At 45.8% G+C, this 12,640-nt stretch carries 10 protein-coding genes and 1 pseudogene; 7 read left to right on the forward strand and 4 right to left on the reverse strand.

What is annotated here, in order from left to right:
- Positions 1 to 2: 2 nt before the first annotated feature.
- From hfq to lptB, 6 genes are all read left to right on the forward strand, one after another.
- Positions 3 to 647 carry an RNA chaperone Hfq gene (hfq, locus tag NGM44_RS10050; protein WP_253223522.1) on the forward strand — a complete coding sequence of 215 codons (645 nt, stop codon included), beginning with the start codon at positions 3 to 5 and terminating at the stop codon, positions 645 to 647.
- A 182-nt stretch (positions 648 to 829) separates the two neighbouring features.
- Positions 830 to 1,807 carry a KpsF/GutQ family sugar-phosphate isomerase gene (locus tag NGM44_RS10055; protein WP_371923496.1) on the forward strand — a complete coding sequence of 326 codons (978 nt, stop codon included), beginning with the start codon at positions 830 to 832 and terminating at the stop codon, positions 1,805 to 1,807.
- Positions 1,808 to 1,815: 8 nt separating this feature from the next.
- Positions 1,816 to 2,340, forward strand: a complete 525-nt coding sequence (locus NGM44_RS10060; protein ID WP_253223523.1) for an HAD family hydrolase — start codon at positions 1,816 to 1,818, stop codon at positions 2,338 to 2,340.
- Positions 2,341 to 2,349: 9 nt separating this feature from the next.
- Positions 2,350 to 2,928 (forward strand): LPS export ABC transporter periplasmic protein LptC, encoded by a 579-nt coding sequence (gene lptC / locus NGM44_RS10065; RefSeq protein WP_253223524.1) that lies wholly within the window; start codon positions 2,350 to 2,352, stop codon positions 2,926 to 2,928.
- Between the two features lie 34 nt (positions 2,929 to 2,962).
- Positions 2,963 to 3,490 carry a lipopolysaccharide transport periplasmic protein LptA gene (gene lptA, locus NGM44_RS10070; RefSeq protein WP_253223525.1) on the forward strand — a complete coding sequence of 176 codons (528 nt, stop codon included), beginning with the start codon at positions 2,963 to 2,965 and terminating at the stop codon, positions 3,488 to 3,490.
- Positions 3,491 to 3,520: 30 nt separating this feature from the next.
- Positions 3,521 to 4,231, forward strand: a complete 711-nt coding sequence (gene lptB, locus NGM44_RS10075) for an LPS export ABC transporter ATP-binding protein (protein WP_253224681.1) — start codon at positions 3,521 to 3,523, stop codon at positions 4,229 to 4,231.
- 123 nt (positions 4,232 to 4,354) lie between these two features.
- On the opposite strand, the gene NGM44_RS10080 is transcribed toward lptB, so the two are convergent.
- Positions 4,355 to 6,187, reverse strand: coding sequence for a phosphoenolpyruvate carboxykinase (GTP) (locus NGM44_RS10080; RefSeq protein ID WP_253223526.1), 1,833 nt, complete (start codon positions 6,185 to 6,187; stop codon positions 4,355 to 4,357).
- A 569-nt stretch (positions 6,188 to 6,756) separates the two neighbouring features.
- Between NGM44_RS10080 and NGM44_RS10085 the strand changes: the two are divergent.
- A pseudogene (locus NGM44_RS10085) lies at positions 6,757 to 7,410 on the forward strand (IS1595 family transposase).
- Between the two features lie 26 nt (positions 7,411 to 7,436).
- On the opposite strand, the gene NGM44_RS10090 reads toward NGM44_RS10085, so the two are convergent.
- The 3 genes from NGM44_RS10090 to putA all read right to left on the reverse strand — a co-directional run bounded on the left by NGM44_RS10090 (position 7,437) and on the right by putA (position 12,525).
- Positions 7,437 to 8,360, reverse strand: a complete 924-nt coding sequence (locus NGM44_RS10090) for an IS3 family transposase (RefSeq protein WP_371923553.1) — start codon at positions 8,358 to 8,360, stop codon at positions 7,437 to 7,439.
- Positions 8,336 to 8,860, reverse strand: coding sequence for a helix-turn-helix domain-containing protein (locus tag NGM44_RS10095; protein WP_253223527.1), 525 nt, complete (start codon positions 8,858 to 8,860; stop codon positions 8,336 to 8,338). Before NGM44_RS10095 ends, NGM44_RS10090 begins: the two co-directional genes overlap by 25 nt.
- Positions 8,861 to 8,937: 77 nt before the next feature.
- Positions 8,938 to 12,525 carry a bifunctional proline dehydrogenase/L-glutamate gamma-semialdehyde dehydrogenase PutA gene (putA, locus tag NGM44_RS10100; RefSeq protein WP_253223528.1) on the reverse strand — a complete coding sequence of 1,196 codons (3,588 nt, stop codon included), beginning with the start codon at positions 12,523 to 12,525 and terminating at the stop codon, positions 8,938 to 8,940.
- Positions 12,526 to 12,640 lie beyond the last annotated feature (115 nt).

Below are 12,640 nucleotides of genomic sequence, written 5' to 3' on the forward strand. Positions count from 1 at the left end.
GTATGTCAAAAGGACAAACCTTGCAAGACCCATTTTTGAACGCGCTGCGTAAAGACCGTATTCCTGTTTCGATTTTTTTGGTCAATGGCATCAAGCTACAAGGTCAAATCGAATCATTTGACCAATATGTCGTATTGCTAAAAAACACCGTTAGCCAAATGGTGTATAAGCACGCCATTTCTACCGTCGTACCAACTCGTAACCCACGCACCGAAGGGGGTTCCACACCAGCATCAGGTGGCTATCAAGGGGCTAATATTGGCGTAATGAGTAGTGGCACTTATCAAGGTGGCGGCTTTGAACGCCAAGGCTTTGAGCGTAGCGGTATGGGTGGTGGTTATCAAGGTGGCAGCCGTCCACAAGGTGGCTTTACTCGTACGCCACAAGCAGGTTTTGAACGTCAAGGCTTTGACCGTAGTAATATGGGTTATCAAGGCGGTATGGGTGGTATGCAATCAGGCTTTGACCGTAGCACATCTACTGTCATGGGTTTTGAACGCCAAGGCTTTGACCGTCAAGGGTTCGAAGAGCGTGGCTTTGATGGCAAATCGTTTGAAAATAACGATACTCGCAGCTTTAATCGCCAAGGCTTTGATGCCAAAGCGGATGCTAAATTTGGCAATGATGACGATGAATTTGATAGCTGATTTTCGCTGATTGATTTAATGATAAGAGCTTGCAAATAGGCAAAAGGTCTGTTTGCAAGTTTTTTGTTTTTTGAGCAAATGTAAAATTTGGTTATCATATTGAAAATTTGCCAAAATAGCCATCAATCAGTCTACAAAATATGCTATCATAACCTTTTTAATTGAATGAATATCAAGCAATTATGACAGATACAGCCCCTGTGATGACGGATTTTATCCAAGATGGTATCAATGCCATCCGCACCGAACAAAAAGCTCTGGATTTATTGATTGGCGAGCTAGATGAGCGATTTACCCAGGCTTGTCAATCGATTTTGGCTTGCTCAGGCCGTGTGGTGGTGACGGGTATGGGTAAATCTGGTCATATTGGGCGTAAGATTGCAGCGACCTTTGCATCGACTGGAACGCCGGCGTTTTTTATGCATCCGGGTGAAGCAGGGCATGGCGATTTGGGAATGCTGGTCAAAGGCGATGTGCTGATCGCGATCTCCAACTCTGGCGAGTCTGATGAGATTCGGATGCTATTACCTGTGGTCAAACAGCTTGGTATTCCGCTCATCAGCATCAGCCGTGATAAGCGTGGCGTATTGCCAAAGTCGGCGGATATCGCTTTGACACTGGGTCGCTCCGAAGAAGCATGTCCACTTGGGCTTGCACCGACATCATCGACAACAGCGACTTTGGCGCTCGGCGATGCTTTGGCGGTAGCGCTATTGCACGCTCGTGGCTTTACCAGTAATGATTTTGCCTTGTCGCATCCTGCGGGTGCATTGGGGCGTAAGTTATTGACTCGTGTCCAAGATGTGATGCATACGGATAATTTGCCAATCATCAAAGAGTCGGCAAGTTTAAATGACACTTTGCTTGTGATGACAGGCGGTCGCCTAGGTCTTGCGGTCGTAGTTGACGATGCTGATAAGGTGGTAGGGATTTTCACCGATGGGGATTTACGCCGTAAGCTTGCACAAAATACTGATTTATCTATTCAAATTGGTGAGCTAATGACCAAAACGCCAAAAAGTACCACAAGCCAAATGCGTGCTTCCGATGCGCTGACTGTGATGAATGAAAATGCCATCAGCCAATTGTTAGTGCTTGATGATCAGCATTTGGCAGGGGTAATCAGCATTCACGATGTGCTAAAAGCAGGTGTTAGCTAGGATTTGTCATGAACGAAGTTATTTTACAAAAAGCCAAAAATATCAAGCTGTTTGCTATGGATGTCGATGGCATCTTATCTGATGGCAAGATCATTTATAACTCCTATGATGTCGAGACTAAGGCATTTTATGTGCAAGATGGTGTGGGACTAAAGGCTCTGCAAGATTTTGGCATTGAGCTTGCCATCATCACGGGGCGCACATCACCGATGGTGGAACGCCGTGCGCGCGAATTGGGCATCAAGCACCTAATCCAAGGACGCGATGATAAATTCACGGCATTATCAAGCTTGGCTGATGAATTAAACCTAGACTTAAGCGAATGTGCTTATATGGGTGATGATCTGCCTGATTTAAAAGCGGTGCGTGAAGCAGGTTTGGGCTTTAGTGTACCAAATGGCTGTGCTGAGACGCAAGCGGTGGCGGATTTTGTCACTACCAAGGCAGGTGGCAATGGCGCGGTGCGTGAAGCGTGTGAACTGATTTTGCACGCACAAGGTCATTACGATGCCTTTATCGCCAAATTTCAATAAGGATGCGCGATGAATTTTCGCATTTTAAGCGTACTTGGTATCATGGCGTTGGCGGTCGCAGCGTGGTTTTATTATCAAGAAGACAGCGAGATCAAGCCTGCCTTGCCTGAAGTGACGGCGACTAATAATTATGAAGTCACTGGTATCCAAGCGGTGCAGACCAATCCTGAAACTGGCGAAACCGAATATACCCTGACCGCTGATTCTTTGGTACAAAATGCCCAAGGTGAAGATGAGATGGTGGGCGCGACCATCAATTGGCAACCACCACAGGGTGAGAATTACACTCTGACCGCTGAGCGAGCGACTTTTGATCAGCAGACAGGTGCGCTAAATCTTAAGAATGGCTTTAAAATGGTGCGTGCAGCGACAGCGGACAAACCTGAAATGGTGATTGTTGGCAATAGCTTAGCAGGCAATACGCGTGATCGTAAGCTTAATAGCCAAGAGTCATTGACCGTCACTCAAGGTACAGACAGCTTTAAGGCACAAGGGTTTACCGCTGATTTAAATACGGGCGATTATGAATTTCATAAGATCGATGTGCTGTTCAATGCACCAAAGCGCCAAGACAAACCATTATTCTAACTGATTGATTTTTTATACAATTTTAAGGTTTAATATGCATATCAAACCACTGATTGCCAAGTTTAGCTTTTTGACTGCGTTGGCGGTTGCGCCGATGATTGCCAGTGCATTGCCATCAGATGCCAATCAGCCAATCCGTCTATTGGCTGACCGTGCTACTTATAGCGAGCGCACAGGTGTGACCACTTATTCGGGCAATGTCACCATCGAGCAAGGCACGCTAAAGATTGCTGCTGATAATTTGACAGTAAATCTTAACACTCGCAATCGCAGTATCAACTCTGCGGTGGCGACAGGTCGTCCTGCGACGATGCAGCAGATCATCACTCAAGAAAAAGGCTTGGCAAAAGGTCAGGCCAGTCGCATCGACTATGATGCGGTATCAGGCATCGTGACATTGACAGGTAATGCTAAGCTGACCCAAGCAGGTTCGAGCTTTTCGGGCAATGTCATTCGCTATAGCCTAAAAGATGGGGATGTCGAAGCCAATGGTGGTCAAGGTCGCCGTGTGGAACTGATATTCCCACCAAATTCTGATACCAATCAGCGCGGTATTCGCTAATCATCGGGGTGTGATGTGACGACCTTGAGTATGCGACATCTTGGCAAGCGCTATGGTCAGCGTTGGGTGGTCAAAGATGTGTCGTTCGAGATTGAGCAGGGGCAAGTGGTCGGGATTCTAGGGCCAAATGGTGCTGGTAAGACCACAAGCTTTTATATGGTCATTGGTCTTGTGCCGATGGATCGCGGTCAGGTGCTGTTTGGTGATACTGATATTTCCAAAAAGGCCATGCACGAGCGTGCAGCGCAAGGTATTGGCTATTTGCCGCAGGAAGCATCGATTTTTCGTAAATTGACCATCGAACAAAACATCATGGCGATTCTGCAGACGCGCAAGGATTTGGATAAAGCTGCGCAGACTGCCGAGCTTGAAAAGCTAATGGCGGAATTTCACCTTAAGCATGTGCGTCATTCATTGGGTATGAGCGTGTCGGGCGGTGAGCGCCGTCGCTGTGAGATTGCCCGCTGCTTAGCGTCAAATCCGAAATTTATTTTGCTGGATGAGCCCTTTGCTGGCGTTGATCCGATCTCGGTCGGTGATATCATGCAGGTGATTGAAGCCTTGCGCGCGCGTGGCATAGGTGTGCTGATTACCGATCATAATGTACGAGAGACTTTATCTATTTGCCAAAAGGCGTATATCGTCTCAGAAGGTACGATCATTGCTGAAGGCAGCAGTGATGAGATCTTAAGCAATGAGCTGGTGCGTAAGGTGTATTTGGGTAAGGATTTTGTGGTTTAAGTATTGAAAAATATAGTCAAACTGTTTGTTGTGTATTAATAAACCCATCACAAAAATTCAAAACACCCGCCCAATAAAAATCCCCAAAGTTTTTCACTTCGGGGATTTTTTTTAGTTCATCGATTATGATGCTTGGACATCAGCCATTAGCTTGGCATTGTGTGCTTTTAGTGCTTGTGGCATACGCTCGCCCAGTTTTTCGAACAGCTCAGCATGGCTTTCTAGCTCTTTGATCCACTGATCTTTGTCTTGGCTGGTTACCAAATCAAATTGTGCTTTGCTGAAATCTGATTGATCCCAGTTGATGTCTTCATAAGTTGGTACTAGACCAATTGGGGTTTGTACTGCGTTTGCTTTACCTTCACAGCGTTCGATGATCCACTGTAGCACACGCATATTTTGACCAAAGCCTGGCCATACGAAGTCGCCATTTTCATCACGGCGGAACCAGTTTACTTTGAACATTTTTGGTAGGCTGTTGCCAGCGGCTGCGGCTTTGGCGCCGATGCTTTCACCCATTTCTAGCCAATGGTTGAAGTAGTCTGCCATGTTGTAGCCTGCAAATGGCAGCATTGCAAATGGGTCGCGGCGGACGACACCTTGCGCACCAGTGGCAGCAGCAGTAGTCTCAGAACCCATGGTTGCTGCTTTATATACGCCATCCACCCAGTCAAAGGCTTCAGAAACTAATGGCACAGTATCAGCACGGCGACCGCCGAAGATAAATGCAGAGATTGGCACGCCTTCAGGATTTTCCCATTGTGGGTCGATCGATGGGCATTGTGCAGCAGCAACGGTAAAGCGAGCATTGGCATGTGCAGCGCGCTCTTCGCCTGTGTGTGGCTCGCGTTTCCAGTTGGTTAGGTTTGCTGGGACTTCTTTGGTTTTGCCTTCCCACCAGACTTCGCCATCTTCGGTCACGGCGACATTGGTGTAGATAACATCAGAAACCAGCGTACTCATGCAGTTTGAGTTGGTCTTGGTGTTCGTGCCTGGTGCAACACCAAAGAAGCCTGCTTCTGGGTTGATGGCGTATAGCTTACCGTCTGCTGATGGCTTGATCCATGCGATGTCATCACCGACCGTTTCAACTTTCCAGCCTTCATAGCCTGCTGGCGGGATAAGCATGGCAAAGTTAGTCTTACCACACGCTGATGGGAATGCGGCAGCGATGTAGTGTTTTTTGCCTTCTGGGTTGGTCACGCCTAGGATTAGCATATGCTCAGCAAGCCAACCTTGCTCACGACCCATGGCTGATGCGATGCGCAGGGCTAGGCATTTTTTGCCAAGCAGGGCATTGCCGCCGTAGCCTGAACCATATGACCAAATTTCACGAGTTTCTGGATAATGGACAATGTATTTATCATCATTACAAGGCCATGCAACATCTTGCTCACCTTCTGCCAATGGCTTACCAACTGAATGTACACAAGGTACAAATTCACCATCTGTACCCAGTACATCATAGACTGCCTTGCCCATGCGCGCCATCTTGCGCATACTGACAACGACATAAGGCGAGTCGGTGATTTCGATACCGATGTGGGCAATGTGGCTGCCTAGTGGACCCATGCTAAATGGCACGACATACATGGTACGACCAACCATACAGCCGTCGAATAGACCGTTTAGCTTAGCACGCATTACTGCTGGATCTTCCCAGTTGTTGGTTGCGCCTGCATCTTCTTTATTGGCTGAGCAGATAAAGGTGCGATCTTCAACACGAGCAACATCTGATGGATCAGAAAATGCCAAATAAGAATTTGGGTGCTTTTCTTCGTTCAGCTTGATCATGGTGCCACCTGCGATCATTAAATCGATCAGGCGTTGGTTTTCTTCTTCTGAACCATCGCACCACTCGATATGAGCAGGTTTGGTTAATGCGGCGATTTGGGCAACCCAATCAATCAGGGCTTGGTGACGGACAAATTCTGGTGCAGTAATTGTTGCAGTCATGATGAAGTCTCGGTTTTAATTATGAAACGCTCAATGTGTCGGCGCTGCCAAATCACATCGGCACTGTGTGGCATGATTCGTTTCGGCACTGCCGATATGTAACAAAAAATACCAAGTTTTTAGAAAGTGATATTAAACCACAAAATGCTGCAAATAGTAAGATTTATTCAATATAAAAATGTAGCCATCATTATAATAAATTAATAAATAAAAACAATAACATATAATTTTGCATTTGAGAAGATTTGTCATTGACTTGCCATGATGGTTGTTTGATTTTTGTAAGTGGAATGATTGTGGCGATTATGGGTTGGCGTATGTATAAATCAGCTGTAAAAACCTCAAATCATCATCTTGTACAAGATGTACAAGATGTACAAGATGTAAAAACCCAGCAGAAAAAATAGCGTGTTTTGATTTGAATTTACAATACTTTTTGAAACTTAAAATCATGATATAAAAAATGCACCCATCATGAACCGACCCCCAAATCTTAGACAAAGTTAAGATTAAGGACTAGGTTTAAATTAGGGGCTGTACTAGATTAGCAATAATGCTATACTAGTTTTATGAAGATAACCCGTTGTAAATTAAGTAAAAAAGTTCAAGTTAAACTGCTTGAATTTTTTGTGCTTGAAGTCACCGCAAGATCAGCTGCTGATTTGTTAGAGATACATCATAATTCAGCTGCTTTGTTTTATCATAAAATTCGCTTGGTGATTGAATATCGCTTAAACCTTGAAGCTTGTGAATTATTTGACGGTGAAGTAGAATTGGATGAAAGCTATTTCGGTGGCATTCGTAAAGGCAAGCGTGGACGGGGTGCTGCTGGCAAAGTTGCCGTATTTGGTCTTTTAAAACGCAATGGTAAGGTTTATACTGCCTGTGTTAAAGATACCAAAGCTAAGACATTAATGCCTATTATTGCCAGTAAAATCAAACCTGATAGCGTGGTTTATACAGATAGCTATTGAAGTTATAATGCTTTAGATGTGAGTGATTTTAAACACTTTAGAATTAATCATTCCAAAGAATTTGCAAACAATCATAATCATATTAACGGCATTGAAAACTTTTGGTCGCAATCCAAACGCATTCTAAGAAAATATAACGGTATTGACAAAAAGCATTTTCATTTATTTATCAAAGAATGCGAGTTTAGATTTAACTATGGCACACCATCCAATCAATTAAGATTGTTAAGAAAATGGTGTGGGGTTTAGGGATTTATCTAGTACAGCCCCTTAAATTAAGTGGTTTGATCAAGGACTAAGCGCCTGTATTTTACAGGACTTAGTCCTTTTAGTTTACTCTTTATTCTATCATGATTGTAGTAATGGATGTACTCATCAATCGCTTGTTTAAGCTCATCAATGGAGGTAAATCTTCTTTGATGTTTGTCATGAAAGAAGATTTCTTCTTTTAATGTGCCAAAGAAGCTTTCTATCACCGCATTATCCAAGCAATTACCCTTTCTTGACATACTTTGAATGATGTTGTTGTCTTTTAAGGTTTGTTGATAATTTTGCATTTGGTAGTGCCAGCCTTGATCTGAATGCAGAATCAATTGTGGTTTGCTGCTATCGTTGCCAGCATTATCATCTGCTTGCAGTCGCTTTAGTGCCTGATCAAGCATCTTGGCAACCAAGCCATAATTTGGGCTACTGTGCATCTGATAGCTAACAATTTCTCCATTAAACAAATCCATGATGGGAGACAAGTAAAGCTTTTTGACATTACCTTGTTTATCCAACACTTTAAACTCAGTGACATCAGTCGCCCATTTTTGGTTGGGTCGATCTGCTTTAAAATCACGCTTGAGTACATTATCAGCGATTTTACCCACCTTACCCTGATAAGCACTAAATCTGCGTTTAGAGCGAATCCGTGCTTTCAGTCCCATTTGGCTCATCAGTCGCCACACTTTTTTATGATTGATGACAAAGCCTAACTGTTTTAAGGCAAGGGTGATTCTGCGATACCCATACCTGCCTTGATGGGTGTGATATATCTTTTTGATTGCATCTTTGATGTCTTGATGTTTATCCTTTTGCTTGAATTGCTTTAAGTGATAATAAAAGGTTGCTTTGGCAACACCAAGATAAGTCAGTAATTGTTTTAATGGATAAATCTGCCTTAGCTCGTCAATCACTGTGATTTTATTGATGATGATTTGCTTTTTCTTTGCTGACGCTCCAAGGCTTCTAACTTTTTTAAGATGTCATTCTCCATGCGTAAGTACTGCAGTTCAGCAATCAATTCAGCATGGGTTTTTTGCTCATCAGGTTTGGATGTTTGCTTTGCTTTGTTGGTTTTAGGCACAGATTTTCTACCTTTGGGTTTGGGAGTCAGTCCCATGATACCATGATTTTGATAGGCTTTTAACCATTGAAACAGCACACTTGGGTTGCTGATATTTAATTCAATCGCCAAAGTGCGTATGGATTTACCAGCAAGTAGTTGTAATACTGCAGTGTGTTTGAATTCTGGTGAATAACTAGCTTTGCTCTTTCTGATACGAATACCATCAATACCATGAGTTTGATAGAGTCTCACCCAGTTTTGGACAATAGAGCGTTTAATACCAAAAGAGTTGGCTGTGTTGTGGTAACTATGTCCTGTTAAATAATGATCAATGACTTCAAGTTTAAAGTCAATTGTGTATTTGGTCATAAAAACACCCCAAAGGTTGTCTAACTTTTGGGGTGCGGTTCATCAAGAGTACATTTTTTATATTTCAGTGTAAATAATTACGCTGATGCCATCAAGCTTGCGTTACCACCTGCAGCAGTGGTGTTGTAGCTTTGGCTGACTTCGTGGTACAGACGGGTGAAGTCCAGACCGTTGGTCGCATCGATCACGCGGCGAATCGCACCGTCCAAGCCTGCTAGGCGCACTTGCTCGTCGCATGGCATGGCTGATAGGGCGATGATGATGTCGTTGTTGTCAGCGGCTGGTTGCTCGACGACTTCTAGTACACCTTGTAGTTCGCTTGCATAATCCGCCAAAGCGTGTGCAGGGCAAACTTGCGCGCGTGTACCATTGGCAGCAAGCTGTGCTAAGGCTGCGATGCTTTGTGCTTTATCACCGCCGTAGATGGCGACTGATTTTGGTGCGTGCCATGATAGGGTGTTGGCTTCACCGGTTGGGCCCGCTAGGGTGCTGACACCGTGATTAAGCGAAGTTGCACGCGCGCTTTTGACGGTAGCATCAAAGGCGGCTTGCTCATCGCTGTTTAGACCAAGCTTGGCAGCAACTGTTGATACTTTGGCTAGAGCGGCTTCGTTAATCTCTGCAGCTTTATCCAGTGCTGGCGTATTCCAAGTACTAAGCTTGCTTAGGCGCTGTAGATAGAATGGACCACCAGCTTTCGGGCCTGTACCACTCATCGCATGGCCACCGAATGGTTGTACACCAACGACTGCGCCGACGATGTTGCGGTTGATATACACATTACCTGCTTCGATACGGCTTGCGATATGCTCGATGGTACTGTCGATGCGGCTGTGGATACCGTGAGTCAGCGCAAAGCCTTTTTTGTTGATATTATCAATCAAATCATCCAGTTCATGCGCTGCAAAGCGAACCACATGAAGCACAGGGCCGAAGACTTCTTTTTTCAGCTGTGATAGGTCTTTTAGCTCAAACATAATCGGCGCAACAAAAGTTGAGCTTGGTGCATCAGACTTGATTGCCACTTCGTGATATGGCGCGATTTGTTTTAGGTTGTTGATGTGGTTAAGCAAGTTTTCTTGTGCTTCAGCATCAATCACAGGGCCGACATCGGTCGCCAGTGCTGCAGGATTATTCACCACCAACTCATCCATCGCACCTTTGATCATCTCAACCATGTGATCGGCGATGTCTTCTTGGACACATAGGATGCGCAGGGCTGAGCAGCGCTGACCTGCTGAGTCGAATGCTGATGCCAAGACATCCAGGCACACTTGCTCAGGCAGTGCGGTGCTATCGACGATCATCGCGTTCATGCCGCCAGTTTCAGCGATCAAGACAGGATTGTCAGAGCGCGCAGCCAATAGCTTATTGATATGCTTAGCGACATCGGTTGAACCTGTGAAAATCACGCCGTCAATACGCTCATCTGAAGTCAATGCCGCGCCGACATCACCTGCACCCAGTACCAGTTGTAGAGCGTTGGCAGGTATGCCCGCTTCATGCAACCATGAGACGGCTAGGTGAGCGATTAGGCTGGTTTGTTCAGCTGGCTTAGCTACGACGGTATTACCAGCGGCTAGGGCAGAGACCACTTCACCGACGAAGATTGCCAATGGGAAGTTCCATGGGCTGATCGCCACGACTGTACCCACAGGGCTGTTTAGGTTCAAGCGTTCGGTTTCGTCGGCATAATAACGGCAAAAATCCACCGCTTCACGCACTTCAGCAATTGAGTTTAGTAGTGTCTTACCTGCTTCGCGTACCGCAACCATCATCAGTAGCGCCATGCGAGTTGGCTCTTCCATCAAATCAGCAAAGCGGCGCAAGATGGCAGCGCGCTCAGCAGGGCTAACTGCTTGCCAAGTGCTTTGGGCGTCGATGGCAGCAGTGATGACATTTGGCACACTGGCAGCGTCGATGAACGAGACTTGACCGACGATGTCGCGATGATCGGCAGGGTTTTGTACCGCGTGGGCAGCTTGGCTTGTGATACTGACTGTGGTCAATGATGCGGCATTGAACTCAATCTGTGCAGCAGCTTGCATATTGGTCTGTAGCTGAGCCAGTACATGCTCATTTGATAGATCCAGACCGTTTGAGTTGTCGCGCTCACCAAGGATACGGCGCGGTGCTGGGGTCAGTGGGTTTGGCGTGATACCAGTTACGCTAACCACATCAATCGGTGATTCGATCAGTTCATCGATGCTGACATCTTCATCGACGATGCGATTGACAAATGATGAGTTCGCGCCATTTTCAAGTAGGCGGCGTACCAAGTAGGCAAGCAGTGTCTTGTGCGTGCCGACTGGTGCATAGATACGCACGCGACGACCCAAGTTCTTCTCGCCAACCACTTGGTCATACAGTGTCTCACCCATGCCATGCAAGCACTGGAATTCAAATTCTTTATCCTTGCCCATCTCATAGATGGTGGCTAGGCTTTGGGCGTTGTGTGTCGCGAATTGCGGGAAGATCGCATCTTGTGCTGCCAATAGCTTCTTGGCGCAAGCAAGATATGACACATCGGTGTGTACTTTGCGCGTATAAACTGGATAGCCATCCATGCCATCGACTTGCGCCCATTTGATTTCGCTGTCCCAATATGCACCTTTTACTAGGCGAATCATTAGGCGTTGGTTGTTGCGACGAGCCAAATCGATTAGAAAATCAATGACATACGGGCAGCGTTTTTGGTAGGCTTGTACAACAAAGCCGATACCATTAAAGCCTGCCAAATCAGGATCAGAAACCAATTGTTCCATCAAATCAAGTGATAGCTCCAGACGGTTGGCTTCTTCGGCGTCGATGTTCAGACCGATGTTATACTCTTTAGCCAGCATATATAGTGCTTTTAGGCGTGGTAATAGCTCAGTCATCACGCGCCCATGCTGCGCGCGGAAATAGCGTGGGTGGATGGCTGATAGCTTGACTGAAATACCATTGCCATCATATACGCCGCGACCTGCTGCATCTTTACCGATGGCGTGAATGGCGGTGACATAGTCTTGGTAGTAGCGATCGGCATCTTCTTGGGTCATTGCCGCTTCGCCCAGCATATCAAAGCTGAAACGATAGCCCAATTTCTCGCGCTCTTTACCATTAGCAAGTGCTTCGGTGATGGTCTGACCTGTGACAAATTGCTTGCCAAGGATTTTCATCGCATGATTCACGCCTGCGCGGATGAACGGCGCACCGCCTTTTTGTAGGACGCGCGTCAAGGCAGAACCTAGACCACCCTCATTGGTAGGCTGTGTCAATTTGCCAGTCAATACCAGGCCCCAAGCCGCCGCATTAACGAACATCGATGGGCTATTGCCCACATGGCCCTTCCAGTCGCCATCAGCAAGTTTGTCTTGGATTAAGCGGTCGCGTGTCGCAGTATCTGGAATGCGCAGTAGCGACTCAGCAAGACACATCAATGCCACGCCTTCTTCGCTTGATAGCGAAAACTCTTGCATCAAGGCATCGACACCCGATGATTTGCTGCGATCGGCACGCACTTGGGTAATTAGGCGGCGCGCAAGAGTGTTGATGTCTTGTTTTTGCGCATCATCAAACTGCAATGTAGCAAGCAGATTACTGACCGCAGTCACTTCATCCAAGCGATAAGCAGAAGTGATGGCGTCGCGGAGGGGACTTTGGGGTTGGGTGAATTGAAACATGATTCATCCTTCATAAAAAAGTACAGCAAGGCAATAAAATTGCAACCAAAATAAAACAATTTATTATAACATTGAAAACAATATTAATCTATGAAAATCCGTTAAGTAAAAGCGA

This window comes from Moraxella sp. FZFQ2102, assembly GCF_024137865.1.
Taxonomy (GTDB): domain Bacteria; phylum Pseudomonadota; class Gammaproteobacteria; order Pseudomonadales; family Moraxellaceae; genus Moraxella.